We start from the raw sequence: 13,708 nt of genomic DNA on the forward strand, positions 1-13,708 counted from the left end.
GTTAATAAAAAACGACCTACATCAGATATAGGTCGTTTATATTTATCCAAAAACCCAGTGCTTAATCATAAATGTGGAGAATTTATAGAACATATCTTCAAACATGTTCCAAGGAAAGGGATAATGAGTTTTCTTATTGTAGAGAAAACTATGATTAAACACTGGGTCAGCGTAGATACGCTATAAATAAATTTACCACACTATTGTGTTTTTTTCAAAATATATTTATTTTCAACAAAAAAAACACCCAACCAGAAATTAATCCGGTTGGGTGTTTGGTGCTTATGCTAGTTTCATGGAGTGGTTTTTAGAACCATTTCCTGTAAAATGAAACCAGCAGGAGCGTCTTTTTATTATGACTACACGAAATTATTATTCCCCTGAACAGAAGGCAGCTATCGCTGCCCTACATTGGGATGAAAAACAAACATTAAGCCAAATTTCACGTGAAAATAAAATCTCAATAAGCGCCGTTCGGCGCTGGGTCCGTGAGTATTCACCTGCGGTGAGTGACAATGGCGAAAAAATTACCAAGAAAACAGTCTCTGAACTTGAAGCGAGAATTGCCGAACTCGAACAAGATAACCAAATTTTGCGTGAAGCAGTCACTTTAATGGACAAATACTCACGTGAACAGATAAAAAAATCCAACCGACGATGAGTTTAGCGGAGCGCGCCGTCGTCGATATGTCTGAAAATGCGAAATATTCTCAAACCAAGTTGCTTGCGGTCATGAATGTGCCCTCAAGCACTTTTTATTCGCACAAAGCTCCAAAATCGCCCACAGAACACGATTTACAAGACGCTCTGATAATCGAGAAAATTCAAGAAATCGTTGACGCGCACGAGTTCAATAATTCCTACGGAATTAAGCGTATGGTGCAGGAATTGGCCGATCAATATGACATACATACCGGTGAACACCGTGTTCATCGCTTGATGCAGAAGATTGAATATAAGTCTGTTATCACTCAGTCTTATAAAGGAAATCGCGGCCGTCCAGTTGTTGAACGCGACAATCTGGTTAAAGACATTATCATTGAACGACCATACCAAGTTCTCACAACTGATGTAACTTACCTGGTGATGCCAGATAAGCAGAAACTCTATAAAGCCAGCGTTCTAGACTGGTTTACCGGTGATGTCATTGGTGCCGTCGTTGGCTATGATATGACATCTGATTTAACTAAACGAGCACTTCAAACAGCTATGCGTCAAATTCCTAAATCGATTCTCAACGCCGAAACATCAATCATTTTGCACTCAGATAACGGTTCCCACTTCATCAGTGAGGAATACGAAGATACCGTCTCATTTTATGGCCTCATGCACTCATTCAGCTCACCGGGGCATCCCGAGCACAACACAATCATCGAAAACTATCACTCATTTTTCAAATCAGAATTCTTCAACCCACGTCGCTTAAGTTGGTCAATCAATGCGATTATTGCAGGAGCGCACCGCTATGACTACTGGTGGAACACCACCAGAATATCTACAAAGACCCGTCCGGCAGCTATACCACTTGCTGCTTAACATAATGCCGGTTATCGGCACTAGCCGGTACGACGCCGTTTATAAGCCGTCACTTGTGAATTTCAAAAATTCGCCTTGTGAAGGCTTATTTGTTGCACGATACAACTTGTGAAATCCGGCTGGTTCACAATCTATACCACCTGTTTTCTCTCACTGGTAGGGCTCGGCCCTGTTCCACCTACAAAAACACCCAGAAATCACGCCGTTTTAAGCTGAAATCCGGGTTTTGAAAAATTTTCGGAGTGCGGTACCTCTCGGTGCCAAAAAAGCCTGTCCATAATCTTGACATCAGCGCCGTGTTCGAAGACGACCCGACTACCATTCCAGCCCGTAAAGACATTCTAGGCGAAGCAATTAATACGCTTAACGAAAAGGTAAAAGAAATTGTTGATGCCCGTGATTATTTACAGTGGAAAATTGACAACTATGATTCTTACATGATTGAATCCGAAAATAAATTATAGAAAACAAACGAGGTCCGGGCGATGATTGCCTGGACCTCGTTTATTCTTTTTGATTAAACTTTCGGGGTAGCTCCGGCCCCTCGCGGGGCTATCTAAAAACCACTCCAAAGTATTGACATTATTCCCTTTTAAGTTATTACCCATGGTTATTTTTTATATGATATTCTTATCCAACGTAAATGAAAATAGTCCATCGCTAGTGAAATATATCACTCACTGACAGCCCTTATGACCCCATAATTAACATAGGTTTTATTTCTCTTTTTAGATTTATCAAAGTCAAGCAGACCTATTTCCGAAAGATATTCTAAATTATTTCTAGCTGTTACCACAGATATATTAAGTAAATCAGACATTTTAGCTGCATTTACAAAAGGTTCTTTAATTGTCATGATAAATGTATTTTGTATAGAATCTGTTACTCTCCCAGATGCTTTTATTTTTGACAATCCACTAGTTATTAGTTGACTGATCTTTGTAAGTTTATTCAACAGACGCTCTGCCATTCGATCACTCGCTTCAATAAAAAAGTCTATCCATGAAAACCAGTCAGGATCATTTCCACGTATTCCGTTCAATAAATTATAATATTTTATTTTTTCTTTTTCAATCTCTTCACTAACAAAGAAAACTGGATTACTTAACAAATCATTCCCCATTGTATTTAAGACAATCAACATTCTACCAACGCGTCCATTTCCATCAAGAAAAGGGTGTATAGATTCAAATTGAGCATGTAAAATTGCTGTTTTTATCAAAACATTGGTATTTTCATCTAAAATAATTTCATCTGAATCAAGATCTTTTAGATTGTCGAAACTATTATGATGTTCCCCGTTGATAAAATATTCTAAATTTGTCATATACTCTGCTATTTCATTAGCTGGAACGGGAATATATACCGCATGCTCTATTTTATTATCTGGACCAATAAAATTTTGAATTTTTCTATATTCCCCCTTAGCGGAATTAGTACCCCTAACTGCACCATCCATCAATACAGAATGTATTTGTTGAATTAATCTAGTAGAAATCGGATTTCCAGCCTTAATCAAATCGATGCCTAATTCTAAGGCTTTATGATAGTTTTCAACCTCTAAAACATTACTACTTTTTTTAGATTTTGAACTTTCATCGATCATATCCGCAAAAGTAACTTGTGTACCCTCGACACGAGTAGATTGAACTGACTCGTTTAACGCTAATAATTCAATTAGGTTCATATCAATCATTGAATGTGAAAACTCTGAGTTTAGCCTTCCCAACTTTGCGCTAAGATTTGCTACTTTTTGATACAATGTCAATGCTTGCTTAGTCGTTACTTTAACAGGAAGTTTACTTAAACCTTGTAATACCATTATATTTTCCTCTCTGTTTAATTATTATCAACAATAACTATAACCTTTATAGTAAAATAAATCAATTATTTTTACTAATTTGCTATATTTTCTTTTTTAAGAAAAGTAAATCGCGTATTCTTTCTTTATTATAAATTATGCTAGAGCTCATGATTACGTTAAAAGCTTAGAAAATAAAAAACACCCAACCAGATAATCCAGTCGGGCGGGTTTTAATATATTCAATTTTGTAAGGCGTTGACCTTTGCTTGTGCATCAGCTAATGCCTTTTGTGCTTTGGCCAATTCATCAGCCTTGGCTACTTCACTAGCTTGTTGTGCAGCTGTCTCTTGCGCTTTAGCTTGTTCAGATGTCATTTGTGGGTATGTCTGATTCAACTCATTAATCAATAGAGCGTATTCTTTTTCAATAGCGTTCTTGATTAGAGTTTCATTCGCATTTGAAAGTCCTAATGTTAATAGCGCTTTTTTAACGATATCAACGGCACCAGACTTCTTTGCTTCGCCCTCTAAATATTGCGTCACACCTAACTTTTGCATAGCTACGATTGCAGCCTTAGCAAGTGGTGATAGAACATTAATCAACGTTGTGGCTTTGCTATTACCAGTAATGACTTTACCAATCCAACCACCAATGATTGGAATAGCTGGCAAAGCGATTGCGATAATAACATCTGAAATACTATTTACTTGCATGTGATCTCCTTATTTGATTGTTGCAAACGACTTCATCATCCACACTGGTTCGCCGTTCATTTGCACTTCAACTGCCGTAGCCGTTTGGCTTAGCACCTTATACTTGTTGTCAAGCGTGAAGTATTCCATACGTCCGTTGTTGCCTTGGATCGTTTGATTACGTAGCTTGTGGCCGTACTTGTCGGTCAAAGTAATAGCACCAACAGGCATGTAGTTATTGTAGTCGATGACAGGAATGCCCATGTCTTTGTTGACACCGTAATACTTGCCCTGCCACTTCTTCCATACGTCCGCTACATAAACGCCGCTAAATGTCGCATATTGCGTCTTATCAGCGGTTGCTGCTGGTTGTTCATCAGTTGGTCGGTTAGTTGGCTTAGCTACATCTTCAGCTGGTGTGTTGTTATCCAATGAACCAACTACCATAACGTTACCATCAACACCAAAATGGTTATCACCATACTGCCACATCTTGACGTTGCTCATATTTGGGAAGTATTGCATAGGTGGCGTTGCTTGGTTAGCTGTTGTTAGATACCAAGCTACCCATAGGGCATTGGGATAACGTGCATTCACTCTGGATAAGTCTATATTAGCGTTCATATAGTAATAGCCAGAGTACAACATTGGCTTATAACCAGCAGCGTAAATCTGATCCATGAACGTCAAGATAGCTGTGGTGTTGTTAGCCTTGTTAGCACCTGCACCTTCTTCATAGTCCAAGGCAATGTAGCTACCCTTAGCTAATCCGGCGTTCTGCGCGTCTTGTACTGCTAATTTTGCGTGATAACTCGCTTCACTAACTGAATCACCAAATTCACCCCAGAAATAACCACCGGTTTGCATACCAACGGCATCAGCGTTATGAATTTGTGCGTAGGCTTTAGGGTTCACATAATGACTACCCTCACCACCGCCACGTCCACCTAATTTAACCATAGTGAACTTATCGCCATAGCTCTTAAACTGGCTGAAATAGCTTGTCGTTGTACCTTGATAACTAGCAACATCAATACCCAATGTATTGGCTGATACGCTACCTGCGCCCATAATAAAAGCGACTACCGCTGTTGCAGTAATCGCCAAGTGTTTCAGCTTATTAGATTGTTTCATTTTCTTCCTCCCGTGATGCGATCATGTTCAATGACCACAATGCGTGTCTCGTGACTGTCTACACGTGTTTCGAGTGTTTCAAGCTTGAGTTTTTGCTCCTTGATAGCCGTAGTCTGCGCCTCGACGTTAAAGCTAAGGCGGTCAATCGACTTAGACAAAGGCTCAATCATTTGTTTAAACGTGCTTTTGAATAGGTAGAAAAATACCCCGAATACAACCGCGCCAGCACCACCCATTTCGCCGATCAAAATTAAAGTTCGTTCCATTTATCACTCCTGTCTTAAAATTGTAACTTACGTGTGACTGCGTCAGCAATCAATTGATGACCTAAGTCCCCTGGGTGAGAAGAACGACCGGTATTATCAATAACACGAGTGTTTCCGTCAGCGTCAGTTTGAACAGCTCCCAAATAACTAGTCGTACCGCTCATACGAGGAATTGCACTAATGTCAACAAAAATAGCGTTATTTGTATCAGTCGCATTCTTAATGTCGCCAATCAAATTACCAAAAGTTTGATACCAAAGTCCAATCCAAACGATCGTTGCATTTGGTGATGATAGTCTAATATTTTTGATCAACTGTCCTGCATCATTTTTAAATGTTGCATTCTTTTCTGGTGTATTGATGTTGTCACCGAGCTGAATAATAACTAAGTCGGTGTCAGAGGTTAATTGTGGAGCTAAGTCCTTAGTAAATACAGTGTTTCTGTCAGCTGTTGTTGTCGCGTTTTCCCACTGTCCCAGTCCAAATCGGTTAAATGTTGCGTTAGGATTTACATTGGTTACATAATTCTTAATGTGAGCGAACCAATCCGAATTAGGATTACTTGCAGCAAGGCCAAAGTTACCCCAGTTATAAGTCAATGAATTACCAAAGGCCACTACGTGAGACGGAATTGTTGTCTTCGTTGTCAAGTTCCCATTCTCATCAACCTTTAAGAAAAACTTCTTACCTGACGCTGATTTAATAAAAATGTTGTCCATGAAAGGAACAATAGTATCGACACTTTCAGATATACTTTGAATTTTAGCGTCAACTTCGTTTGCTCTATCGCTCAAACTTTTTTCTACAACGGTATAACTGAATGGAATAATCTTATCGCTTTCATAGAATTGATTTCCGCTATACGCTCCATCATTAAGCACGTGAGTTGTATCTCTGATAAGTGCCTTGCTGAATAGTGGAACGTCAGCAGTTGGCGTATACAGTCCAACATTGTTCAATTTGATAAACATTCTTTGACCAGCAGAGATAACTAATTTGTTCTTTTCATATCGAATTTTATTAAGTCCAGCCTTTACTGATAAACCGGGGATATTCCAAGTATTATTAACAAAAAGACTATTCTGATCTATGCTTCCAACACGTAAATCAACAGTCGTATCAATTGGTGAATAAATTGTTACATCTTTAAGATAGACATCTTTAGTAAATAACGGCGCATCGCTAGGTGTTCCTAGTTCAAGACCAGCATAATTACTATTTGTTGTAGTTGTTGACAACTCCAACAACTTAGGCGATTGACCAAATGATGCTTCTTGGCGAACAGTTGTATTCTCTAAAATGGAATTGGTTGTATCTCGTGTTTTTGAGAATCCCATAGACGATGACGCTGTGATGTCTTTGATGTGAAACCAACTATTACCAGATGAACTGACCAAAATCCACGTATTGCTCGTGTTAAATCCCATCGACACCAATTTAGACTTTTTTACAACAAAAATCTTATTATCATTAGTGTTCTCATAAACCCCTTGTGATACCATGAATTCATTTGTTTTAAGACTTGTGATTGCTCCAGTTGTCATGTTAATTAGACTGATACCAATTTTAGAAATAGGACTTCCTGTCATTTTCACAGTGACGTATAAATCATTTAAACCATCCCAAAAAGTGTTAAATCTAATACCTTGATTTAGCGAAGTCACTGTTACACCGTCGTAGTCATTGTTCAACAAAAGGGTTCCGTCAGACAAAACCGTCTTTCTGATTGGTCCCCAATTAACGGCGCTAGGAATGATATTGTTGTCTCCGTTAGTTGTATTCTCAATATCTAATGACTTGATTTGCTCTGAAAACGGAATATTAACGCCGTTTTTGTTTAGATATAAATCTTTAATTGTTACAGTGTAGTCTCCGCCAATAGCAATAAGAATATTAAAGTGACTTGGAATGTCAGCATAAGTTAATGATTTCAAATTAAACCGTGCAGTCACTTTTTTCATAGTTGTTGTTTGTGTCGTATTGACAAATTTTACTGTCTTACCGTTAAAAAATGACCCATCATCTTTTGCTATCATCCACCCGAAAGTAGCAGCTGGAGAATCAACACGAGACGTCATATAACTAAAATTAATTGTTAAATCGTCAGCATAAGTAACACCGTCTGGTAAGTCAACTGGAATTAAAATTCCGCTGTTCCCAGCACTTCCTGTGAACATAATAGTATGGTTGAGCGATGTGAATGATGACGGCCGGTTCCAACCAGAAATGTTTTTGTCATTCGCATAAGTATCTCTGATGTCGCGCGGTGTTATGTAATTAACGTTTTTTGACACAATTGTGTCATTTGAAATACCAACCGATTGATAAACACCTGCATCTTGCCAACTTCCATTAGCCCAAATAAACTTGTGACCGTTGTCGGCTGTCACAAATAGCCCAGTCTTCCCTGTTGGGTATTTTGATTGTAATGCAGCAAGATTAGCAAACGTTTCAGGAACAGCACTTATTTGAGCTAACTTACTATTAATATTGCTATTCAAATAATTTTCCTGATTATCCATTCGCTCTTTTAACGTTGGATATGTTTGGCTACTTGAATCAGTTCTTGCATTTTTGACTTCAACAGTAACTTTATCAATGCCGGCATTCTGGGCTTGTTCGTGTAATCCGAGAGTCTCAAAGCCGCCTCTCGCTTCTTCAACCTCCGCATTGTTGTTTCCCCCTGTATCTCCAAAAAGTTTAATTAATGAATCTGGTAATTGAGCAAGCGCACTTCTAACATCTTTCCCGTACTGCTTGTGTAATATTGCAGACTTAATTGTCTGAACGTCTTGCAATGAGCTATCATCAAAACTACTTGTATCACGATAATCTACTGTATCTCTATCAACCATTTGTGTTAATCTCCTTATTTTCTAGCATTTTTATTCTTTTCTCAAAATCATCAGTTAAAGTCTTCTGACTATCCTGATATGCAGTGTAATCAGATAACGGTACATAATTTAAATTAGATATTTGTGTTCCTAAGTCGTTGACACTCTCACTCAAATCATTTAATTTTTGAGTTATACCACTCAAATTAGCATCGTCAACATCTTTTTTAATATTTTCAATCAACGAAGTCTGATCGTTGATTGTTTTCTCCATTTCCTCTGCTTGTGAATTTAATTGATTAATTTTTGCACCATAACTAACAATTTTTGAGTTCAAGGTTGAGACTTTTTTAGCGGCATTTTTATTTTCAAGTTGGTATCGACTTAAAGATATTTCTTTATCAGCAATGGTTAGACTCGATTTAGTCCAATCGTTGAAATCAATTTCTTTAGCCGTAATCCTTAATAATTGTTCCGTAGCCACAAATTCGTTGATAAATAAATACTTATCAGAAACGTTGAATGTTTCAAAGTCCGTCAATTCTAATGCACTAATCGCCCAACTTTCAGTAGCACTAACTTGTGCTGACACCCATTGTTTAGCCTTCGTCAGCAATATAGCTGGTGTATTCACATCTTCCCAAGTCACAGATTTACGAACAATTCCGAACTCGCTCTGTAATGTCGGTATATCAATGTAGTCTTTACCGCCATTCACGCTCGTAATGTCGATTCGCGGTGTACTAGTATTCGTCTCATCACCGTTAGTGCTTTGAATATTTGCGCCAAGCGGTACTAACTGTGTGATGACTTCTGTGGGGTCAATCTTGACACTGGCTGATTGCATGTTAGTCGCTATCTTAATCGGGGTATCGTTTTCGTGTGTTGTACCAACGTCTTGCAAATAATCAATGTAATTAACCCCATTGACGTATTCAACAACAATATAACCACCTAAACGACTGACTAATTTATCCTTTATTGTGTCCCATGTTGTTGAGCCGTCATCAATATAGCGATAAACGTTATCTGTTGAATTAGTAACCGTTACATTACGAACTGTAAATTGTTTATATACCGGAACTTGGTTATTATGTGTATCGATCAAACTTTGAAAGAATTGTTTGGGTGTTGTGTTTTGAATCTTAGCCCATCGTTGAGAGGTGTCTTGCAGATAGTTCTGAATTGACTCAAAAGAAAAAGACTGCAGAAATTGTCCGCTGTCTTTCATCTCTCTTGTAATATCTAACGCCCTGCCACGAAATATGCGATTGTTATCTTGAAATACATCAATAACAGTCTGTAACGGAACAACATTGCCGAATAAATAGTTATCTTGATTCACCGTTAATTGCAAATCGTCAATTTCTGACTCTTTAAGGTTTAACTTTCCGCCTGAAATGTGTTTATCAATAGTTGGATCGTATACAACAGTGCCTACTGTATCAGTCGGCTTATCATAAGCAATAATTTTGTACATTAAATCATCTCCTCACGATAAAACACAAATTTGATTGTGCCGTTTCCGGATAGCGTTAATACATTATTACCAACACCCAAAACCAATTGTGTACTATCGTATGTTCCGTTTGATAGTTCAAAACTGCCAAAGTCTCCACTAACTTCAATCGTTCCATTTACCTTAATCTTGCTTTTAACCGACCGTGAACCGATGTTGTACAGCGTAATTGATTGTGTACCCTTAACTGTAAATTCAGTGTCTTGAAATATCCAATTAGGAAAATAAACATCATCCCAAATATCAGAACCCTCGCTATTGTTGCCGATGGCAAACGGATAAACATTAAAAGTAATCGTTACTTTTAGCGTTCTCATCTTTTCATCATCATCAAAACTAATACCATCCACTTTACCAAACCAATGGAATGACTTGTCGTGTGTATCATATAGCGGTTGAATACCTAATGGTACTAACTGCCGTTTAACGTCGCTTTCCAGAACCTTCCTATCGGAATATTCCTGGTTGAATAACATCAGGGAATAATGTCAATACTTTGGAGTGGTTTTTAGATAGCCCCGCGAGGGGCCGGAGCTACCCCGAAAGTTTAATCAAAAAGAATAAACGAGGTCCAGGCAATCATCGCCCGGACCTCGTTTGTTTTCTATAATTTATTTTCGGATTCAATCATGTAAGAATCATAGTTGTCAATTTTCCACTGTAAATAATCACGGGCATCAACAATTTCTTTTACCTTTTCGTTAAGCGTATTAATTGCTTCGCCTAGAATGTCTTTACGGGCTGGAATGGTAGTCGGGTCGTCTTCGAACACGGCGCTGATGTCAAGATTATGGACAGGCTTTTTTGGCACCGAGAGGTACCGCACTCCGAAAATTTTTCAAAACCCGGATTTCAGCTTAAAACGGCGTGATTTCTGGGTGTTTTTGTAGGTGGAACAGGGCCGAGCCCTACCAGTGAGAGAAAACAGGTGGTATAGATTGTGAACCAGCCGGATTTCACAAGTTGTATCGTGCAACAAATAAGCCTTCACAAGGCGAATTTTTGAAATTCACAAGTGACGGCTTATAAACGGCGTCGTACCGGCTAGTGCCGATAACCGGCATTATGTTAAGCAGCAAGTGGTATAGCTGCCGGACGGGTCTTTGTAGATATTCTGGTGGTGTTCCACCAGTAGTCATAGCGGTGCGCTCCTGCAATAATCGCATTGATTGACCAACTTAAGCGACGTGGGTTGAAGAATTCTGATTTGAAAAATGAGTGATAGTTTTCGATGATTGTGTTGTGCTCGGGATGCCCCGGTGAGCTGAATGAGTGCATGAGGCCATAAAATGAGACGGTATCTTCGTATTCCTCACTGATGAAGTGGGAACCGTTATCTGAGTGCAAAATGATTGATGTTTCGGCGTTGAGAATCGATTTAGGAATTTGACGCATAGCTGTTTGAAGTGCTCGTTTAGTTAAATCAGATGTCATATCATAGCCAACGACGGCACCAATGACATCACCGGTAAACCAGTCTAGAACGCTGGCTTTATAGAGTTTCTGCTTATCTGGCATCACCAGGTAAGTTACATCAGTTGTGAGAACTTGGTATGGTCGTTCAATGATAATGTCTTTAACCAGATTGTCGCGTTCAACAACTGGACGGCCGCGATTTCCTTTATAAGACTGAGTGATAACAGACTTATATTCAATCTTCTGCATCAAGCGATGAACACGGTGTTCACCGGTATGTATGTCATATTGATCGGCCAATTCCTGCACCATACGCTTAATTCCGTAGGAATTATTGAACTCGTGCGCGTCAACGATTTCTTGAATTTTCTCGATTATCAGAGCGTCTTGTAAATCGTGTTCTGTGGGCGATTTTGGAGCTTTGTGCGAATAAAAAGTGCTTGAGGGCACATTCATGACCGCAAGCAACTTGGTTTGAGAATATTTCGCATTTTCAGACATATCGACGACGGCGCGCTCCGCTAAACTCATCGTCGGTTGGATTTTTTTATCTGTTCACGTGAGTATTTGTCCATTAAAGTGACTGCTTCACGCAAAATTTGGTTATCTTGTTCGAGTTCGGCAATTCTCGCTTCAAGTTCAGAGACTGTTTTCTTGGTAATTTTTTCGCCATTGTCACTCACCGCAGGTGAATACTCACGGACCCAGCGCCGAACGGCGCTTATTGAGATTTTATTTTCACGTGAAATTTGGCTTAATGTTTGTTTTTCATCCCAATGTAGGGCAGCGATAGCTGCCTTCTGTTCAGGGGAATAATAATTTCGTGTAGTCATAATAAAAAGACGCTCCTGCTGGTTTCATTTTACAGGAAATGGTTCTAAAAACCACTCCATGAAACTAGCATAAGCACCTTGTTGGATTATCATTGATCTGAGTTGCTGCAGCAAGAATGTCTATAACTTTATCATCGTCACAGAACCCTTTAACCAAAATAACATGTATACCGTCGTCCAGATACGATTGTTTTATCTCTCTAAATAATTTTTTATCTTCTTCTTCGAAAATTCCCATATTATTTTCTCCTTTTGCAGTAATTATACTACTAGAGAGATGTGGGTTGGATTAGAAATTATTGAATCGTTTAGACATCTTATCAAATTCCTTGTCGAAGTCTTTTTCAAACTTCTTGCGACGATCATTCATTCTCATCATATATCTAATTACAAAGGTAATTAATAACACGGCTGCAAATAACCAAAGTAGTCCGAAAACAATCGCAATAATCAATAATGTGTTAATCATAATTTTTCTCCTAAACGTGCCACTCGGCAACTAACTTGTCACTATCATATTCAAGTACATATAGCTCTTTCTTGGATAACGTCCAACCGTTCATGATTTCATAATTGTCATTCGGTTTAACTGTTCCAAGTTGTCGACTAATCACGCCTCCCTCATCCACTGTCTTTTCCTTGTGGAAGTGACCTTTGTGAATTTCACGACTGTGAGCTAGTGACCAGGCACCACCAAACTCATTTGCAAATAGCATGGGTAGGTTTTTAGGTGCTAAATCACCATGGGCTAACATGATACCCACGTTATCCAATAAATAGGCATCACGGAACTGGATATTGTTCTTGACAACGACTTGTGGGTACTTGGCTTTCAAATACTCCATGAACATGTACTCCATGTTGCCTGAATGATTGCCAGCCATTTGTTTGATGTGAAGTGTTGTGCTGTTTTTCAGGGCAGCAGTGACCAACACGTCAAAGAACTGTTTAGCGTCCTCAACGGCTTGTACCATATTAACTTCATCAAGCAATGTGCCTTTCAAAGTCTGTGATGACCACATCTGACTAGAATGGAATAGATCACCTAGCTGCTCAATCACAATCGTTTTGTAACCCTTATTGATAAGCTCTAACAGCCTATCTAAGTGACCTTTAACATCTTCTAGTGTAGTTATACCAAAATGCAAATCAGGAAGCGGTACAACCAAATTGTGCGTGTCTCGTGCAACCTGATTGACCGTGTATGGCTTAATGTCTGCTTTGAACAGATTAGCAATATCTTGTGGCATTAATTCATCACCTGACTTAGGCTTAACCGTAATCTTAGACTGATACAAATCAATCAAGCCATTCTCTTGGCTATTCTGTTGCCAAAAGTTGTTGCGTGCTGATACGATATCCCATTCAGTTGGATCAAAGCCGTGCGCTCTCAATACAAAGTCAGGGTCTTTAGCCTGTTCAGAAGTCATTTGCATAGTAGTAGATGATGTTGTGCTACCGTCTTTGTTGATGACGATTTCAGTACCACGTTTCACATCTTTAACCTTGTTGTGCTTTGATTGTGTTTGTACACCACGATATCGTTGCACTGACCGCCGACTAACATTCAAGCCGTAATTATCAAAGAAATAATCGATAACCTGACGCGTGTCCATACCTTGCTCGTACAACCTTTTGACTAACACCCTATATTCACTGGTCCATTTAAAATAT

Annotated in this window: 16 protein-coding genes; 3 read left to right on the forward strand and 13 right to left on the reverse strand. The window is 38.9% G+C overall.

Annotation, left to right across the window (positions count from 1 at the left end; all coding sequences use genetic code 11):
• The first annotated feature begins 355 nt into the window (after positions 1-355).
• The 3 genes from FGL80_RS07660 to FGL80_RS07670 all read left to right on the forward strand — a co-directional run bounded on the left by FGL80_RS07660 (position 356) and on the right by FGL80_RS07670 (position 2,000).
• On the forward strand, positions 356-661 hold the full coding sequence (locus FGL80_RS07660; protein WP_048699725.1) for a transposase: 306 nt from the start codon (positions 356-358) through the stop codon (positions 659-661).
• Positions 658-1,536: an IS3 family transposase gene (locus FGL80_RS07665; protein WP_055307687.1), complete on the forward strand. Its 879-nt coding sequence runs from the start codon at positions 658-660 to the stop codon at positions 1,534-1,536. The genes FGL80_RS07660 and FGL80_RS07665 overlap by 4 nt, the downstream gene beginning before the upstream one ends.
• Before the next feature lie 257 nt (positions 1,537-1,793).
• A complete protein-coding gene (locus FGL80_RS07670; RefSeq protein ID WP_055307686.1) occupies positions 1,794-2,000 on the forward strand; it encodes a MerR family transcriptional regulator in 207 nt (68 codons plus the stop codon).
• 209 nt (positions 2,001-2,209) lie between these two features.
• Here FGL80_RS07670 and FGL80_RS07675 read toward each other — a convergent pair whose 3' ends face one another.
• From FGL80_RS07675 to FGL80_RS07730, 13 genes are all read right to left on the reverse strand, one after another.
• The gene (locus FGL80_RS07675) at positions 2,210-3,358 is read right to left on the reverse strand and encodes a Fic family protein (protein WP_147001921.1); all 1,149 of its coding nucleotides are present in this window, start codon (positions 3,356-3,358) and stop codon (positions 2,210-2,212) included.
• A gap of 221 nt (positions 3,359-3,579) precedes the next feature.
• Positions 3,580-4,053: a holin gene (locus FGL80_RS07680; protein WP_147001922.1), complete on the reverse strand. Its 474-nt coding sequence runs from the start codon at positions 4,051-4,053 to the stop codon at positions 3,580-3,582.
• A 9-nt stretch (positions 4,054-4,062) separates the two neighbouring features.
• The gene (locus FGL80_RS07685; RefSeq protein ID WP_147001923.1) at positions 4,063-5,166 is read right to left on the reverse strand and encodes a GH25 family lysozyme; all 1,104 of its coding nucleotides are present in this window, start codon (positions 5,164-5,166) and stop codon (positions 4,063-4,065) included.
• Positions 5,163-5,432: a hypothetical protein gene (locus FGL80_RS07690; protein ID WP_095652997.1), complete on the reverse strand. Its 270-nt coding sequence runs from the start codon at positions 5,430-5,432 to the stop codon at positions 5,163-5,165. Before FGL80_RS07690 ends, FGL80_RS07685 begins: the two co-directional genes overlap by 4 nt.
• 14 nt (positions 5,433-5,446) lie before the next feature.
• A complete protein-coding gene (locus FGL80_RS07695) occupies positions 5,447-8,287 on the reverse strand; it encodes an SGNH/GDSL hydrolase family protein (protein ID WP_147001924.1) in 2,841 nt (946 codons plus the stop codon).
• Positions 8,280-9,746: a phage tail protein gene (locus tag FGL80_RS07700; protein WP_147001925.1), complete on the reverse strand. Its 1,467-nt coding sequence runs from the start codon at positions 9,744-9,746 to the stop codon at positions 8,280-8,282. The genes FGL80_RS07695 and FGL80_RS07700 overlap by 8 nt, the downstream gene beginning before the upstream one ends.
• On the reverse strand, positions 9,746-10,261 hold the full coding sequence (locus FGL80_RS07705; protein ID WP_147001926.1) for a phage tail family protein: 516 nt from the start codon (positions 10,259-10,261) through the stop codon (positions 9,746-9,748). The genes FGL80_RS07700 and FGL80_RS07705 overlap by 1 nt, the downstream gene beginning before the upstream one ends.
• Positions 10,262-10,389: 128 nt before the next feature.
• The gene (locus tag FGL80_RS07710; RefSeq protein ID WP_055307686.1) at positions 10,390-10,596 is read right to left on the reverse strand and encodes a MerR family transcriptional regulator; all 207 of its coding nucleotides are present in this window, start codon (positions 10,594-10,596) and stop codon (positions 10,390-10,392) included.
• A 257-nt stretch (positions 10,597-10,853) separates the two neighbouring features.
• Positions 10,854-11,732 (reverse strand): IS3 family transposase, encoded by an 879-nt coding sequence (locus FGL80_RS07715; protein ID WP_055307687.1) that lies wholly within the window; start codon positions 11,730-11,732, stop codon positions 10,854-10,856.
• Positions 11,729-12,034: a transposase gene (locus FGL80_RS07720; protein WP_048699725.1), complete on the reverse strand. Its 306-nt coding sequence runs from the start codon at positions 12,032-12,034 to the stop codon at positions 11,729-11,731. Before FGL80_RS07720 ends, FGL80_RS07715 begins: the two co-directional genes overlap by 4 nt.
• A 64-nt stretch (positions 12,035-12,098) precedes the next feature.
• Positions 12,099-12,272, reverse strand: coding sequence for a hypothetical protein (locus FGL80_RS09065; protein ID WP_186737148.1), 174 nt, complete (start codon positions 12,270-12,272; stop codon positions 12,099-12,101).
• 51 nt (positions 12,273-12,323) lie between these two features.
• Positions 12,324-12,503 carry a hypothetical protein gene (locus FGL80_RS07725; protein ID WP_147001927.1) on the reverse strand — a complete coding sequence of 60 codons (180 nt, stop codon included), beginning with the start codon at positions 12,501-12,503 and terminating at the stop codon, positions 12,324-12,326.
• Positions 12,504-12,513: 10 nt separating this feature from the next.
• Entirely contained in the window at positions 12,514-13,650 is a 1,137-nt protein-coding gene (locus FGL80_RS07730) for a helix-turn-helix domain-containing protein (RefSeq protein ID WP_244297926.1), read from the reverse strand.
• Positions 13,651-13,708 lie beyond the last annotated feature (58 nt).

Origin of the sequence: Leuconostoc lactis (genome assembly GCF_007954625.1) — a bacterium.
GTDB classification, from domain to species: domain Bacteria; phylum Bacillota; class Bacilli; order Lactobacillales; family Lactobacillaceae; genus Leuconostoc; species Leuconostoc lactis_A.

Coding starts and splice junctions, on each gene's coding strand:
- FGL80_RS07660 (WP_048699725.1), top strand. CDS start 356: ATGACTACACGAAATTATTATTCCCCTGAACAGAAGGCAGCTATCGCT.
- FGL80_RS07665 (WP_055307687.1), top strand. CDS start 658: ATGAGTTTAGCGGAGCGCGCCGTCGTCGATATGTCTGAAAATGCGAAA.
- FGL80_RS07675 (WP_147001921.1), bottom strand. CDS start 3,358: ATGGTATTACAAGGTTTAAGTAAACTTCCTGTTAAAGTAACGACTAAG.
- FGL80_RS07680 (WP_147001922.1), bottom strand. CDS start 4,053: ATGCAAGTAAATAGTATTTCAGATGTTATTATCGCAATCGCTTTGCCA.
- FGL80_RS07685 (WP_147001923.1), bottom strand. CDS start 5,166: ATGAAACAATCTAATAAGCTGAAACACTTGGCGATTACTGCAACAGCG.
- FGL80_RS07690 (WP_095652997.1), bottom strand. CDS start 5,432: ATGGAACGAACTTTAATTTTGATCGGCGAAATGGGTGGTGCTGGCGCG.
- FGL80_RS07695 (WP_147001924.1), bottom strand. CDS start 8,287: ATGGTTGATAGAGATACAGTAGATTATCGTGATACAAGTAGTTTTGAT.
- FGL80_RS07700 (WP_147001925.1), bottom strand. CDS start 9,746: ATGTACAAAATTATTGCTTATGATAAGCCGACTGATACAGTAGGCACT.
- FGL80_RS07705 (WP_147001926.1), bottom strand. CDS start 10,261: ATGTTATTCAACCAGGAATATTCCGATAGGAAGGTTCTGGAAAGCGAC.
- FGL80_RS07715 (WP_055307687.1), bottom strand. CDS start 11,732: ATGAGTTTAGCGGAGCGCGCCGTCGTCGATATGTCTGAAAATGCGAAA.
- FGL80_RS07720 (WP_048699725.1), bottom strand. CDS start 12,034: ATGACTACACGAAATTATTATTCCCCTGAACAGAAGGCAGCTATCGCT.
- FGL80_RS09065 (WP_186737148.1), bottom strand. CDS start 12,272: ATGGGAATTTTCGAAGAAGAAGATAAAAAATTATTTAGAGAGATAAAA.
- FGL80_RS07725 (WP_147001927.1), bottom strand. CDS start 12,503: ATGATTAACACATTATTGATTATTGCGATTGTTTTCGGACTACTTTGG.
- FGL80_RS07730 (WP_244297926.1), bottom strand. CDS start 13,650: ATGGACACGCGTCAGGTTATCGATTATTTCTTTGATAATTACGGCTTG.